This is a genomic window from Nonomuraea pusilla (assembly GCF_900109355.1).
Classification (GTDB): domain Bacteria; phylum Actinomycetota; class Actinomycetes; order Streptosporangiales; family Streptosporangiaceae; genus Nonomuraea; species Nonomuraea pusilla.
This window is the reverse complement of record NZ_FOBF01000004.1, coordinates 423,292-437,240: the sequence shown is the minus strand read 5'-3', so window position 1 is coordinate 437,240 and position 13,949 is coordinate 423,292. Positions and strand designations below refer to the sequence as shown.

Here is a 13,949-nt window from a genome sequence, read left to right as displayed (position 1 = left end):
GCCCTCGTCATGGTCGCATTGCTCACCGGCTGCGGCTCGCCGGAACAGCCTTCCGCTCCTTCGGACCACCCGCCGCCCGGCGTTTCGGTGTCGCTGGCGCAATGGCGTTCCGACGAGCCCGCGCACGCGCTCGAAGTGGCTGTCCGCAATACCTCCGACACGCCGGTCTACTTCGCCGACCTGCAATTGGTCACGGCGTCGTTCAAGACGCTGCCGCCGCAGAAAGCCGACTCGGTCATCAAACGCACCGAGCGGACGGACCTGCGCATCCCGTTCGGGCCCGCCGTGTGCACGCCGCAGCGGCTGCCCGACCTCCGGCCCGCCACCGTGGTCGCCAGGGTCAGGACCGGCTCGGAGCCGCTGCGCACGGTGGTCTTCCCGGTCGCCCACCCCGACCCGCTGCTGGCCAAGCTGCTGCGGGACGAGTGCTCCGAGTTCCTCGTCAGGCAGGCGGTGGACATCGCGTTCGGCCAGGACTGGACGGAGTCCGGCGGCGCGATGCGCGGCTCCCTGGTGCTGACCAGGCGCGCCCCCGGCACGGTCACGCTGGAGGAGATGGGCGGCACCACGCACTACATGGTCGAGCCGGAGCACGCGGGAAGGCCGCTGGCGGTCATGGACGCCTCCGTCCCCACCATGAGGGTGCCGATCGCGCTCACCCCCGCCCGCTGCGACGCCCACGCGTTCGCCGAGGCCAAGAAGGCGTTCCTGTTCCCGGTGCGGGCCGCCATCGACGGCGGCCAGGTGCGGGTGGTGACGGTGGTGCCGCCCGAGCCGCTGCAGGGCCGCCTCATCCAGTACGCCCTGCGCGCCTGCGGCCTGGGCCGCTAGCGTCACCCCCAGGGCGGAGGAGGGAGGCGCCGTGGCCGTTCCGCTGCACCATCTCGTCGGCCAGGCCGGCGAGGACCTGCTGGAGGTCCTGGAGGGCCCTGACGCCGTCGAGGTGGGCGAGGTGGCCGTCCACGACCCGCTGGAGGGCGTGCCTCCCGCGCCGGGCGCGCTCGTGCTGCTGGTGGGGCTCGATCCTGCCGCCCCGGAGGCGGCGCGGGCCGTGCGCGGGCTGGCCGGGGCCGCCGCCGCGGTGGTGGGGCCCTGCCCCGACGCGGCACGAGAGCCCCTGGCCGAGGCCGCCCGCGCCGCCGGTGTCACGCTGCTCGGCCTTCGCTGGCCGCTCGCCTGGACCCACCTGTACACGCTGCTCGCCGACATCGCCACCGCGGACGAGGCGCGGCGGGAGGCGTCCGGTGACGTGGGCGGCGTGCCGCCCGGCGACCTGCCGGCGCTGGCCGACGCCATCGCGGGAGCCCTGGGCCGCCCGGCCGTCATCGTGGACGCGCAGTGGCGGCTGCTCGCGTACTCGGCGGTGGACGGGCGGCAGGCCGACGAGCTGCAGCGCGAGACGATACTCAACCGGGCCGTCCCCGAGGAGGAGGCGCTGCCCGCGGCGCGCAGGCTGCTGCTGGCCGACGGGCGGGCCCGCCGCTTCGGCAGCCGCGTTGGCGTGGGCATCAGGGTCGGGGCGGAGCCGCGCGGCATGCTGTGGATCTCCGAGGCCGCGGGCCGGCTCCCCGACGACCGGCTGGCGCTGCTGGAGGAGTACGCCCGGCTGGCCGCGGCCCACCTGGGGCAGGCCCGCGCCGTGCGCAGGAGGCACGCCGAGCTGGCCGAGATCGCGCTGGAGGGCGGCGCCGACGCCGGCGACGCCTGCGCGGAGCTGGGGCTCGACCCGCGGGCGGGCCTGACCGTGGTGGCGGTCGGCGCCCTCGGGCCGCCCGGCGAGGTGCCGGGCGGCGTCCTGCTCGACGGTGTGGCGGCCTACCTGGACGCCTACCGCAGGCCCGCCGCGTGCGTGCTGCGCGGCGACACCGTGCACTGCCTGCTCGGCGGCCGGGCGAGGGAGATCGCCGCCGACGCGGTGCGGCGCGCCGGCGGCAGGCGGGCGCTGGCGGCAGGCGTCGGCGACCGGGTGGTGTCCGCCGCCGAGCTGCCCCGCTCCTCGCGGCAGGCGGCGCTGGTCCTGGACGTCCTCACGGCCGACCCGCGCGGCCCCCGGGTCGCGGACGTCGGGGAGGTGCGGGCGCGGGCGGCGCTGGCGGAGGTGCGTCACCTGCTCGCCGACCACCCGGAGCTGCTCGCGCACGAGACGGCCGCCGAGGAGTGGGTGCTGGCCTGGCTGGAGGCGCACGGCGACTACCGGGCGGCGGCGGCCCGCCTGGGCGTGCACCCCAACACGCTCAGGTACCGCGTGCGCAGGCTCGCGGAGGACGGCGTGGACCTGGGCGACCCTGACGTCAGGCTGGCGCTGTGGGTCCGGCTGAGACTCGTCCGGTGAGGCGCGCCGCCCGACACCTGAGGCCCGGCCCGGCTCGCCGCCTGACATCTGAGGCCAGGTCCGGTGATCCGCACAACTCCTGGGCCCAAGGTTGTACGGCTGGACAGTCCCACCGGCCGCCCGCACCGGGCATCGTGGGCGGCATGACGCTGAACGTGCTGATCGACCAGGTGCTCCGTGCCATGAGCGAGGGCGCCGCGGAACGCGGAGGGCCGGTGCCCGCGCTGCCTCCCGCCCGGCTCGCCGCCCACGTCAGGGAGGTGCTGGCCCGCTCCGGCGGCGTCCTGCCCGAGCAGGGCACGGGCCCGGGCGAGGCGGCCGCCGCCGTCACGCGGCTGCTGGCGTACGGCGCCGCCGACCCCGCCCACCCCGCGTGCTCCGCCCACCTGCACTGCCCGCCGCTGCCCGAGACGGTGGCCGCCGAGGTCGCCGTGTCGGCGCTGAACCAGTCCCTGGACTCCTGGGACCAGGGCCCGGCCGCGGTGACGCTCGAACGCGAGACGGTGGCGGCGCTGGCCGGCCTGGCCGGCTTCCGTCCCGACCGCGCCTCGGGCACCGTCACGACCGGCGGCAGCGAGTCCAACCTCATGGGGCTGCTGCTGGCCCGCGACCGGGCCCCGGAGCCGGGGCCGGGACGCCGCAGGCGCGTGTTCGCCTCCGCTGGCGCGCACTTCTCCGTCCGGCGCGCCGCCGCGCTGCTCGGCCTGGGCGACGACGCGGTGCGGCCGGTCGCCGTGGACGCCGGACACCGCATGGACCCCGCGAGCCTGGCCGCGGAGCTGGCCGCGTGCGCCGCCGACGGGGACGTCCCCGTGGCCGTGGTGGCGACGGCGGGAACGACCGACACCGGCGCGATCGACCCGCTCGGCGACGTCGCCGCGGTCGCGGCCGCCCACGGCGCGTGGACCCACGTCGACGCCGCCCACGGCGGAGGGGCGCTGTTCTCGGCCCGGCTGGCGCCGCTGCTGCGCGGCCTGTCCGAGGCCGACTCGGTCTCGATCGACCTGCACAAGTTCGGCTGGGTGCCCGCCCCGGCCGGCGTCTTCCTCGTACGGGACGCCGCCGCGTTCGCCCCGCTGGAGACCAGGGCCGCCTACCTCAACCCCGACGACGACGCGGAGGCGGGCTACGACGGCCTGCTCGGGGTGTCGCTGCGCACAACCAGGCGTCCCGACTGCGTGAAGATCCTCGTCGCGCTGCGCTCGCTGGGCAGGGCCGGGCTGGGCGAGCTGGTGGAGCGCTGCCACGACCTCGCCCTGCGCGCCGCCGACCTGGTCGCCGCCCACCCCGAGCTGGAGCTCGTGGCCTCCCCCGTGCTCTCCACGGTCGTCTTCCGCTACGCGGACACCGACGAGGTCAACGCCGCGCTGCGCCGCCGCCTCCTCCTTGAGGGACGGGCCGTGGTCGGCCGCACCGAGCTGGACGGGCGGGTCTGCCTGAAGCTGACCGTGCTGAACCCGTCCGCCGACGTCGAAGCACTCCTCCAGGCCGTCGTGGACGCGGGCAGGAAGGAGAGCCGATGACCCTCGCGGAACAGTTGGCCCGGCTGGCCGAGACGCACGAGGTGCCGGGCGCGGCGGTGGCCGTCCTGGCCGACGGCGCGGTGCGCACGGCCTCGGCCGGGGTGCTCAGCACCCGCACCGGCCACCCGGTGACCGACGACGCGCTCTTCCAGATCGGCTCGATCACCAAGGTGTGGACGGCGACGCTGGTCATGGACCTGCTGCCGGACCTCGACGCGGAGGTGCGCGGGTACCTGCCCGGTTTCAGGCCCGGCGTCACCGTGCGCCACCTGCTCTGCCACACCTCGGGCCTCGAAGGCGACGTGTACGACGACTTCGGCCCCGGCGACGACGCCCTGGAGCGGTACGTCGCCGCGCTGGACCGGATCGCGCCGCAGGTCTTCCCGCCCGGCGAGCTGTTCTCCTACTGCAACACCGGCTACTGCGTCCTCGGCAGGATCGCGGAGGTCGTCACCGGCCGCTCCTGGGAGGCGCTCGTCGCCGAGCGGCTGGCCGCGCCCCTCGGGCTGCGCGTGGCGGCCTCGGCCGAGCAGGCGATCCTGGGCAGCCCCGCGATCGGCCACGCCGACGGCGAACCGGTGCCGGTGTGGTCGCTGCCGCGCTCGAACGCCCCAGCCGGCGCGTCGCTGGCGATGAGCGCGCGCGACCTCGTCGCGTTCGCCGGGGCCCACCTGGACGGCCGGGTCGGCCCGTGGGCCGCGCGGATGCGGGTGCCGCAGGCCGACGTCCCGCCGGGCGCCGGGCAGCGCGGCCGGTGGTGGGCGCTCGGATGGGAGGTCTTCGACTGGCCGGGCGGGCCCGTGATCGGGCACGACGGCGACACGGTCGGCCAGACCGCGTTCCTTCGGGCCGTGCCGCACCGGGGCGTGGCCGTGGCGCTGCTCACGAACGGCGGGCGCCCCCGGGCGCTGTTCCAGGAGCTGGCCGCGCCGCTGCTCGACCGGCTGGCCGGGGTGACCATGCCTGCGCCGGCCCGTCCGCCCGCGGAGCCGGTGGCCGCCGACCCGGCCCGTTTCGAGGGGCGTTACGCGTCGGCGGCGATCGCCGTCGAGGTCAGGAAGGACGGAGGCGAGTTCGAGGTCACGATGAGCGACGACGAGGACAGCGAGACCTTCCGCGCGGTGCCGCTCGACCCGGGCACGCTCGTCGCCGTCGAGGCGCGCGACGGCGCGCACACCTCAATCGCCTTCGTCGGCGACGCGGGCGGCGGCCGGGCCCGCTACCTGCATCTCGGCCGGGCGCTGCCCCGCCGCGACGGGTAGGCGCAGCCGCAGCCAGGCCAGCAGCCTGGTGTCCGGGTCGCCCAGGTCGAGCCCCAGCTCGGCCAGGCGGCGGACGCGGTAGCGCACCCCGTTCGGGTGCAGGCCGAGCCGCCGGGCGGCCCGGACCGCGTCGCCCAGCTCCTCGATCCAGGCCAGGGCGGTCTCCTCGTGGCCGTCCAGGGCGGGGAGGTCGTGCAGCAGCAGCCCTGGGCGGGCGGCCAGCAGCTCGCCCAGCTCCCTGACGGCGACGCGCGCCCACAGCCCGGGGTCCTCCTCCCCTGCGGCGCGGACGCCCCGGTCGCCGCGTTCCTCCAGGACGGCGAGCACCAGTTCGGCCAGCCTGCGCGAGCGGTGCAGGCCACGGGCGTCGCGCGCCACCGGTCCGACCCCGGCCCGGATCGGCCGTCTCCCGCCGAGATCGGCGGCCACCTCTGCGAGCAGGCGGCGCGGCGCCGGGCCCGGGACGAGGCAGTACACCGTGCCGTCGCGCTGGACGCAGGCGGCGCCGCGACGCCGCGCGGCCAGCGACGCCGCCACCGCGTCGAGCAGTCCGGCGGGGCCGTCGCCGGGCGGCGCGGATCCGCCGGGCGGCGTGGCGGGGACGGCCGGGCCGTCGGGTCTCACGGCCGCCACCGCGCAGCCGGCGGCCAGGTCGATGCCGAGCGAGCGGCAGGCCGCTGCCGCGTCCCGCCCGTCGATCGCCAGCCCGGCCAGCCGCCCCCTGCGTTCCCTGTCACGCGTACGGGCGGCGACGTGCCGCGCCACGTGCGGGCCGCCGAGCCTGGCGACGTCCTCGACGACCGACAGCCGCTCCTCCGGCAGCGCGCTGGGCCCCTCCAGCACCCACAGCATGCCCACGGGGTGCCCGGCCGACTTGATCCCGACGCCGACGCGCCAGACGGGGCTCCCGCCCTCCTCGTTCACGAAGCGGAGCGCCCTGTTGCCGGCGAGCAGCAGCCTGCGCGTGGCCGAGGGCGCCTCGCTCTCCGGGACGGCCCGATTCAGGATGAGCTCCCGCTGCAGCTCGTCGGTCCACCTGCCCTGCACCGCCGAGTGCGCCAGCAGCCGCCACTCCGTGTCGAGCAGGACCACCGGCCGCTCCAGCAGGGCGGCGGCGTCGTCGGCGAGGGCGTGCAGGTCGCCTGGGGGCACCGCGGCGAGCGCCTCGGCCGCCGCTCCGCCCGCCGCCGGCTCGCGCTCGCCGGACGCGCCCTCGGCCAGCTCGTACACCCGCGCCCACGGCAGCGGCGCGGTGAGGACGACCAGCGCGACGCCCGCGCCTTCGGCCGCGTGGACGACGGCGGGACCGGGGTCCGAGCGCACCACGGCGGCCGCCGCCCCCTCCAGGCCCGCCACCACCGCCGCCGACGACGGCGCGGCCGGATCGACCCCCACCAGCAGCACGACCGCCCCCGGCCGGGAGACGCCCGCCTCCAGCGGGTCGTACAGGACGGGCACGGAGACGGCGACGTCCAGCCCGTACGGGGCCGCCGCCACCGAAGGGCCGCCCGGCTCCAGCACCTGGAGCAGGCGGGCGAGCGAAAGCCCTGCGCACACGGGCGGCCTCCCAGGCGGAACAACGGATCAGCGCAAACGTTAGCCGATCCGACAGATCCATCCGGGCAGCCGATCCCGACAGTGGATGCATGAATGAAGCGACAGCCGCTCGCCCGCTCCGCCAGGTGCTGAGCGAGCATCGCCTGAGCCTGTACCCGGTCAGCGCGCTCGGCGTCCTGGTGATCAGCAACTCCTTCGCCGACAGCGGGCTGACCGTGCTGGCGCCCGAGCTCCGCACCGGGCTCGGCCTGAGCGTCGCCGACCTCGCGGGGGCGATGTCGGTGCAGTTCCTGGCCCTGGCGGTGGCCCCGCTGGCGCTCGCCGGGCTGGCCGCGAGCCGCCCGCGGCGCGCCGTGCTGTCGGTCGTGACGGGGCTCGTCTGGAGCGCCGCCACGGCCGCGCTCGCGCTGACCACCGGGCTGTGGAGCCTCGCGCTGGTGCTCCTCGTGATCGGGGTGGCCAACGGCAGCACCGTCTCGCTCCACACGCCGCTGCTGGTCGACACCTACCCGTCCGCCGTCCGCGCCAGGATGCTCACCCTGTACGGGGCGGCGTCGGCGCTGGCGTACGTCCTCGCGCCGCTCGCGGTGTCGGCCCTGACCGGCTGGCTGGGCCTCGGCTGGCGCGCCGTCTTCGCGGTGGTCGGCGGCGCCTCGGCACTGATGTGCCTGTACGCCTCCGGCCTGCGCGACCCCGGCGTCGGCCGTCACGACGAGCCGGGCGCGGACACCCCCGCCGGGCTCCTCCCCGCCGTGCGCGCCATGGCGGGCACGCCGACCGTGCGCCGCGTGGTGCTGGGCTTCGCCGCCTTCGGCGCGCTGCAGGTGCCGGTCTCGACGCTGGTCTCGGTCCACCTGGAGGAACGCTGGCAGCTCGACGCCGGCGCCCGCGGCGTCTTCTTCACCTGCGCCGCCGTGATCATGCTGGCGGCGTTGCTCGCCTCAGGACGCCCCCTCGACCAGGCGTTCCAGGCCAGGCCAGGACGGGTGGCGGCGATCTGCGGCGGCGTCGTCATGGTGACCGCGCTCGGCTACGCGGCCGGCATGCTCGCCCCGGCGCTGCCGCTCGCCCTGGGCGCCTTCCTCCTCGCGGCCGGCGCGCAGGCGCTGATCGTCCCGGCCACGCAGCTGATCTGCCTCACCGTGGTCGCCCCCGCGCACCGCGCCCACGCGGCGGCCGTCAGCGCCATCGCCATCGCAGCCGGGGGCATGCTCGGCGCGGCGCTGCTCGGCGCCGTCCAGGACTCCCTGGGAGCGGCCGGCGCGGTGGTCGCGATCGCCGTGCCCGGCCTGGTCGCCGCCGCGGTCGTCGCGTCCGCGGGCCGCACCCTGGGCCGCGACCTCGCGACGGCGGCGACCCCGTGACCGCGTTCGCGACCACGCGCGACGGCCGCGCGCTCCACCACGCGGTCACCGGCGCCGGCGACCCGCTGGTGGTGCTCGAATCCGGGCTCGGCATGCCGGGAGCGGGATGGGCCCTCGTCGCGCCGTCCGTGGCCCAGGTCACGGCGACGCTCACGTACGACCGCGCCGGACTCGGCCGCAGCGACCCCGACCGGGCGCCGCGCGACCACGCCAGGATGGCGGCCGACCTGCTGGACCTGCTCGACCACGTCGGCGCCGAGCGCTGCGTGCTGGCCGGGCACAGTCTCGGCGGCGCCGTGGTCCAGCTCTTCGCGCTGCGCCACCCCGAGCGGGTGGCGGGGCTCGTCCTGGTCGACCCGTCCGTGCCACCGCAGGAGGTGCCGCTGCCGCGGAGCCCCGCGTACCTGCTGGCGCGGCTCCTCCAACCGGTCGGCGACCTGGCGGAGCGGGCCGGCGACCTGGCCAGGCTGGCACTCGCCCGCCTCGGCGTGCGCAGGCCGTCCGGCTTCCAGCGTGAGGTGGCGGCGTACCTGCCGGACGACGTCCGCGACGCGACGCTCGCCGCGCTGGCGGGCCCCGCCGCGATCGCCGCCACCCGCGAGGAGAGCGCGGCGCAGCAGCGGAGCCTGCGCGCCCTGCACGCCGTCCGCCCCGCCGGCGCGCTCCCGCCGGTGCCCGTCACCGTCATCACCGCGGGGCTGCGCCCGCCCGGCTTCACCCGGGTGTGGGACGGGCTGCGCGACAGCCACCGGCGGCTCGTCGCCGGGCGTCCGCTCGGACGGCACGTCATGGCGGAGCGGTCGGGCCACCTCGTGCCGCAGGAACAGCCGGACCTCGTCGCCGGCGAGATCGTGCGCGTCGTCGAGGCGGTGCGGCGTGCGGGCTGACCACCTGCTGGCGAACGGCCTGCGCGTGCTCGCCGTCGAACGCCGGCACGCCCCCGTCACCGCGGTCAGCCTCCGGTACGCCGCCGGCTCCCGGAACGAGCCGCCCGGCAGGACCGGGCTCGCCCACCTCGCCGAGCACCTGATGTTCCAGGGGTCGGCGAACGTGGCGCCGGGCGAGCACGCGGCCCTGATGGAGGGCCTCGGCGCGCCCTACGACGGCGAGACCTGGTTCGAGCACACCGTCTACCACCAGAGCGTCCCGTCGGGGCAGCTGGAGCTGGCGCTGTGGCTGGAGGCCGACCGGATGGGCACCCTGCCTGGCGCGCTCGCGCCCGCCGCCCTGCGCGCGCAGCGCGAGGTCGTGCGGAACGAGGTCCGCCAGCGCCTGCACGGGACGCCGTACGGCACCCGCCTGCCGCACCTGTTCGCCCTGGCCCACCCCTACACGCACACCCCCCTCGGCACCGAGGAGGACCTGGACGCGATCACCTTCGACGACTGCGCACGCTTCCTCGCCGGTCACTGCACCCCGGCCAACGCCGTGCTCGCCGTGGTGGGCGACGTGGCCGCCGCCGAGGTCGCCGCCCTGGCCGACCGCTTCTTCGGCCGCCTGCGCGGCCCGCGCCCCGCTCCCCCGCCGGACGCGGGCTCGGCCCGCACCGGACGCCGCCTCGACGTGGTGGAGGACCAGCCGGGCGAAGCCCTCTTCATCGCCGTCCCCCTCCCCTCCGAACCCGCCGTCCCCCTCCCCTCCGGGCGCAGCGGCGCCGTTCCCTTCGGACAGGCGGCAGGCGGGACCGCCGCCCGTGACGGGACGGCGGTGGAGGCCGCCGAGCTCGCGCTCGACGTGCTCGCCCGGGGCGCCGGATCGCGCCTGCACCGGCGCCTCGTCCAGCGGGACGGCCTCGCGCTGTCGGTGGAGGCCGTCTGCCACCGGTTCTCCGGAGCCTGCTCGCTCGGGGTGATCGAGGTGACGTCCGCACCGGGCGCCCCTCTGGGAGCGATCGAGGAGGCCGTGGACGAGGAGAGCGCCGACCTCGCCCGCCACGGACCCCGGCCCGGCGAACGGGACCGCGCGACCGCCCTGGCCCGAGCCCGCCACCTCGACGGCGTCGGCACCGCCGCCGGACTGGCCGACGAGCTGACGTTGCAGTGCGTGCTGACGGGCGACCCCTGGCGCGCCCTCACCGCACCCGGGCGCACCGCGTCCGTGGACGACGCCGCCCTGACCGCCGCCGCGCTCCACCTGACCCGGCCCCACTGGTCGGTCCTCGCCTACCACCTGGACACCTCACGATGACGACGCCACACCCTCACGTCACCCCGTACCTGACCGGCGGCATCCCGGGCGGGCCCGCGACGACCGCGCGCCCCGTCCCCCGTCCCACCCCGGACTGGGCGCCTCCCCCGGTGCTGCGCGCCGCCCCGTGCGCGCTGCTGTGCCGCCACACCGGCCCCGGCCTGGCGTCCGTACGGCTCGTGGGCGGCCCGGAACGCCTCCTGGACGGCGCGGGAGGCGCCTGCGCGACCGGGGACACGGACAGAACGGACAGGACGGACAGGACGGACAGGACGGACAGGACGGACAGGACGGGGAGAGCGGGCGCGCCGGGCGGTCTCGGGTGGGAGCTGGAGGCGCTGGGGGCCGCCGTGCGGACGTCGCCGGGGCTGCTCGCGCTCGACCTCCCCGGGGAGAACCTCCGCGCTGCGCTGGACACGCTGGCCCACGCCGCCGCCGCGCCGCCCCTCCCCGGCGGGCGGCCCGCCGCCCCGGGCGAGCGCGGAGACGCCGCGACGGCCCGGCACCGTCTCCTCACGGCCCTGTGCGGCGAGTCCCACGTCGGCGCCCTCGTGGTGGTCACCGGCGAGGGCGACGCCGTGAACGGTCATGACCTCGCGGGGTACGCCACCGCGCTGGGGCTGTGCGAGCCGCCCCTGCCTCCCCCGCCGCCCCGCTTCCCGCCCACGCCCGCCCGGGTGCACGTCCGGCGTGACGGCTCCGCCCCCGTGCGCCTCGCCGTCGGGTACGGGGTGCCGGGACGCTCCCGCACCGTCGAGTGGGCCGCGCTGACCGTGGCGGCGCGCGTGCTCGGCGGCGGCCTCGCGGCCCGGCTCAACCGCCTGCTGCGCGAGGAGAAGGGCGTCACCTACGGGTTCACCTGCACGCTCGAACCGGTGAACGGCGCCGGGGTGCTCCTCGTCGAGGGGACCGTCCAGGCGGAGGCGGCGCAGGCGGCGCTCGGCGACGTCCTGTCCGTCCTGCGCGGGCCGGCCTCGGACGGGATCGGCGCCGCCGAATGCGCCGGCGCCGTCCGCGCCGAGCTCGGCGGCGCCTGGACCCGCTACGAGACGGCCGCCGCGCTCGCCGACGAGCTGGCCTCACTGGCGGCCGAGGGGCTGGGCCCGGAGCAGCTCGTCCGGCACAGGCAGGCGGTGCGCGGGCTGGACGCGGCCACGTTGTCGGCCGTCCTCACCCGCGAACTCGGCCGCTCGGAGCCCACCGTGATCGCCGCAGGAGGCGGCACGCTCGCCGGCCTGACCACCGCCTGACGCGCTCTTGCGAGGATGAACGTCGGCTCGCGCGCCTGAAAGCGGGGTCGCGTGGGCCTGGGCCGGGTGATACGCCGGGCTTCTTACCGAGGGGTGGCGCGTTCGGCAAGCAGCGCCACAATCCGGAAATTTGCCGAAATTTCGGCTTTTCGCGGTGCATTTAGCACCGTCGTTAAGAACGCTCCGCCGCGTCGTCGATGACGATCTGGGCGACCTCGCGCATGCTCAGCCGGCGGTCCATCGACGCCTTCTGGATCCAGCGGAACGCCTGCGGCTCGGTCCAGCCGTGCTGCGCCATCAGCAGGCCCTTGGCCCGCTCGACCAGCTTCCTCGTCTCCAGCCGGTCCGACAGGTTCGACACCTCGGCGGCCAGCGCCACCATCTCCTCGTGCCTGCTGACCGCCATCTCGATCGCCGGCACCAGGTCGGCCTTCGTGAACGGCTTCACCAGGTACGCCATGGCCCCGGCGTCGCGGGCCCGCTCGACGAGCTCGCGCTGGGAGAAGGCGGTGAGGATGAGGCACGGCGCGATCCGGTCGGCCACGATGCGCTCGGCGGCGGAGATGCCGTCGAGCACGGGCATCTTGACGTCCAGGATGACGAGGTCGGGTTTCAGCTCGGCGGCCAGCCGGATCGCCTGCTCGCCGTCTCCGGCCTCGCCCACGACGACGTAGCCGTCCTCCTGGAGCATCTCCTTGAGGTCGAGGCGGATCAGCGCCTCGTCTTCCGCGATCACCACTCGCCGCTGCGTACTCACGAGCAGAAGAGTACAGATGTCCGGTAGATTAGATCCACGCCGGTACTGTCTCGACGGCGCTTGCCGCCATCATGCGCACCGGTATATCCGCCCCGATAGACCAATCGGCAGAGTCGATGGCCTCAAAATCCATTCAGTGTGGGTTCGAATCCCACTCGGGGCACAGCAGCCGCCCGGCCGTCACGGCCGGGCGGCTTCGTCATGCCCCCTGAGCGCGCTTGGGAACGCCCGCCGCAGGGAATGTCCGTTGCAGATGCATAGAACTGTGACGGAGGTGACCTGTGCCGCTGAGCGTCAGGGAACGGGAGGCGTTCCTCGCCGAGCCGCACATCGCGAGCCTGGCGGTGGAGGCGGGAGAGGGACGGGCCCCGCTGGCCGTCCCGGTCTGGTACGACTACGTCCCCGGCGGGGAGATCGAGTTCCTGACGGACGGCGACTCGCGCAAGGCCATGCTGGTCGAGAAGGCGGGCCGCTTCACCGTGCTGGTGCAGCGGGACAGCCCGACCTACCGGTACGTCTCCGTCGAGGGCCCGGTCGCCGGCTCGCACCCGACGACGAGGGAGGAGCTGTCGCGCATCGCGTCCCGCTACCTGCCGTCGGAGGCGGTGCCCGGCTACGTGCAGGGGTCGGACCTGAACGTGCTCGTGACGTTCCGCATGCGGCCCGAGCGGTGGCTGTCGGCCGACCTGGGAGCGGTCGGCTAGCGAGGGAAACGGTATTTTGAGGCCGTGACTGCTATCGATCCCGCCTCGACCGGCGCCCACGGCGTCGGCCTCGCCACCGTCGCCGCCGACGGCACCGTCCTCGACACCTGGTTCCCCGCCCCCGAGCTGGGCGACCCGCCGTTCACGGGCACCCGGCGGCTGTCCGCCGAGGAGGCGGGCGAGCTGGCCGCCCTGGTCGGCCCCGACCCGGCCAGGGGCGTGGAGGTCGTGGCGGTGCGCACCGGCATCGGCAAGCTCTCCGAGGCCCCGGCCGACGCGCACGACGTCTACCTGCGGCTGCACCTGCTGTCGTCCCGGCTGGTCCGGCCGCACGGCGCGAACCTCGACGGGATCTTCGGCCTGCTCGCCAACGTCGTGTGGACCAACCACGGCCCGTGCCCGGTGGAGGGCTTCGAGCAGACCCGGCTCCGGCTGCGCGCCAGGGGCCCGGTGACGGTGTACGGGGTGGACAAGTTCCCGCGCATGGTCGACTACGTCCTGCCGAGCGGCGTGCGCGTGGCCGACGCCGACCGGGTGCGGCTGGGCGCCCACCTGGCGAGCGGCACCACGGTCATGCACGAGGGCTTCGTGAACTACAACGCCGGCACGCTGGGCGCGTCCATGGTGGAGGGCCGCATCTCCGCCGGCGTCGTCGTGGGCAACGGCTCCGACGTCGGCGGCGGCGCGTCGATCATGGGCACCCTGTCGGGCGGCGGCAAGCACGTCATCTCGATCGGCGAGCGCTGCCTGCTGGGCGCGAACGCCGGCGTGGGCATCTCGCTGGGCGACGACTGCGTGGTCGAGGCCGGCCTGTACGTGACGGCGGGCACGAAGGTGGCGCTGCCCGACGGCACGGTGGTGAAGGCGGCCGAGCTGTCGGGCGCGAACGGCGTCCTGCTGCGCAGGAACTCGCAGTCGGGTGCGGTGGAGGCGGTGCCGCGCACCGGCACCGGCATCGAGCTCAACGCCGCGCTCCACGCCAACTGACGCGTCCCGCGCCGCACCCGGGTGGC

The 13,949-nt window shown here is 76.3% G+C and carries 12 protein-coding genes and 1 tRNA gene; 11 read left to right on the top strand and 2 right to left on the bottom strand.

What is annotated here, in order from left to right:
- Positions 1-135 precede the first annotated feature (135 nt).
- The 4 genes from BMX74_RS10985 to BMX74_RS10970 all read left to right on the top strand — a co-directional run bounded on the left by BMX74_RS10985 (position 136) and on the right by BMX74_RS10970 (position 5,117).
- Positions 136-831 carry a hypothetical protein gene (locus BMX74_RS10985; protein WP_143078614.1) on the top strand — a complete coding sequence of 232 codons (696 nt, stop codon included), beginning with the start codon at positions 136-138 and terminating at the stop codon, positions 829-831.
- Between the two features lie 31 nt (positions 832-862).
- Complete coding sequence (locus BMX74_RS43975) at positions 863-2,332, top strand: PucR family transcriptional regulator (protein ID WP_091099980.1); 1,470 nt, start codon at positions 863-865, stop codon at positions 2,330-2,332.
- Between the two features lie 143 nt (positions 2,333-2,475).
- Complete coding sequence (locus BMX74_RS10975; RefSeq protein WP_091100180.1) at positions 2,476-3,855, top strand: pyridoxal phosphate-dependent decarboxylase family protein; 1,380 nt, start codon at positions 2,476-2,478, stop codon at positions 3,853-3,855.
- The gene (locus tag BMX74_RS10970) at positions 3,852-5,117 is read left to right on the top strand and encodes a serine hydrolase domain-containing protein (protein ID WP_055503020.1); all 1,266 of its coding nucleotides are present in this window, start codon (positions 3,852-3,854) and stop codon (positions 5,115-5,117) included. The genes BMX74_RS10975 and BMX74_RS10970 overlap by 4 nt, the downstream gene beginning before the upstream one ends.
- Here BMX74_RS10970 and BMX74_RS10965 read toward each other — a convergent pair.
- Positions 5,034-6,674, bottom strand: coding sequence for a PucR family transcriptional regulator (locus tag BMX74_RS10965; RefSeq protein ID WP_091099977.1), 1,641 nt, complete (start codon positions 6,672-6,674; stop codon positions 5,034-5,036). The genes BMX74_RS10970 and BMX74_RS10965 overlap by 84 nt on opposite strands.
- An 89-nt stretch (positions 6,675-6,763) precedes the next feature.
- Here BMX74_RS10965 and BMX74_RS10960 point away from each other — a divergent pair, with 89 nt between their 5' ends.
- The 4 genes from BMX74_RS10960 to BMX74_RS10945 are packed head-to-tail and all read left to right on the top strand — an operon-like array spanning position 6,764 to position 11,475.
- Positions 6,764-8,038, top strand: a complete 1,275-nt coding sequence (locus BMX74_RS10960) for an MFS transporter (protein WP_091099975.1) — start codon at positions 6,764-6,766, stop codon at positions 8,036-8,038.
- Complete coding sequence (locus BMX74_RS10955) at positions 8,035-8,925, top strand: alpha/beta fold hydrolase (RefSeq protein ID WP_091099972.1); 891 nt, start codon at positions 8,035-8,037, stop codon at positions 8,923-8,925. The genes BMX74_RS10960 and BMX74_RS10955 overlap by 4 nt, the downstream gene beginning before the upstream one ends.
- Positions 8,915-10,225 carry a M16 family metallopeptidase gene (locus tag BMX74_RS10950; RefSeq protein WP_091099970.1) on the top strand — a complete coding sequence of 437 codons (1,311 nt, stop codon included), beginning with the start codon at positions 8,915-8,917 and terminating at the stop codon, positions 10,223-10,225. The genes BMX74_RS10955 and BMX74_RS10950 overlap by 11 nt, the downstream gene beginning before the upstream one ends.
- Positions 10,222-11,475, top strand: a complete 1,254-nt coding sequence (locus tag BMX74_RS10945; RefSeq protein WP_091099967.1) for an insulinase family protein — start codon at positions 10,222-10,224, stop codon at positions 11,473-11,475. Before BMX74_RS10950 ends, BMX74_RS10945 begins: the two co-directional genes overlap by 4 nt.
- A gap of 172 nt (positions 11,476-11,647) precedes the next feature.
- On the opposite strand, the gene BMX74_RS10940 is transcribed toward BMX74_RS10945, so the two are convergent.
- Entirely contained in the window at positions 11,648-12,232 is a 585-nt protein-coding gene (locus BMX74_RS10940) for an ANTAR domain-containing response regulator (RefSeq protein ID WP_269085592.1), read from the bottom strand.
- Between the two features lie 89 nt (positions 12,233-12,321).
- Between BMX74_RS10940 and BMX74_RS10935 the strand changes: the two genes are divergently transcribed.
- From BMX74_RS10935 to dapD, 3 genes are all read left to right on the top strand, one after another.
- Positions 12,322-12,395 (top strand) — tRNA-Leu (locus BMX74_RS10935).
- Between the two features lie 118 nt (positions 12,396-12,513).
- Complete coding sequence (locus tag BMX74_RS10930; RefSeq protein WP_055503027.1) at positions 12,514-12,936, top strand: pyridoxamine 5'-phosphate oxidase family protein; 423 nt, start codon at positions 12,514-12,516, stop codon at positions 12,934-12,936.
- A 24-nt stretch (positions 12,937-12,960) separates the two neighbouring features.
- Complete coding sequence (dapD, locus tag BMX74_RS10925) at positions 12,961-13,923, top strand: 2,3,4,5-tetrahydropyridine-2,6-dicarboxylate N-succinyltransferase (protein ID WP_091099964.1); 963 nt, start codon at positions 12,961-12,963, stop codon at positions 13,921-13,923.
- Positions 13,924-13,949 lie beyond the last annotated feature (26 nt).

Coding starts and splice junctions, on each gene's coding strand:
- BMX74_RS10945 (WP_091099967.1), top strand. CDS start 10,222: ATGACGACGCCACACCCTCACGTCACCCCGTACCTGACCGGCGGCATC.
- BMX74_RS10960 (WP_091099975.1), top strand. CDS start 6,764: ATGAATGAAGCGACAGCCGCTCGCCCGCTCCGCCAGGTGCTGAGCGAG.
- BMX74_RS10970 (WP_055503020.1), top strand. CDS start 3,852: ATGACCCTCGCGGAACAGTTGGCCCGGCTGGCCGAGACGCACGAGGTG.
- BMX74_RS10975 (WP_091100180.1), top strand. CDS start 2,476: ATGACGCTGAACGTGCTGATCGACCAGGTGCTCCGTGCCATGAGCGAG.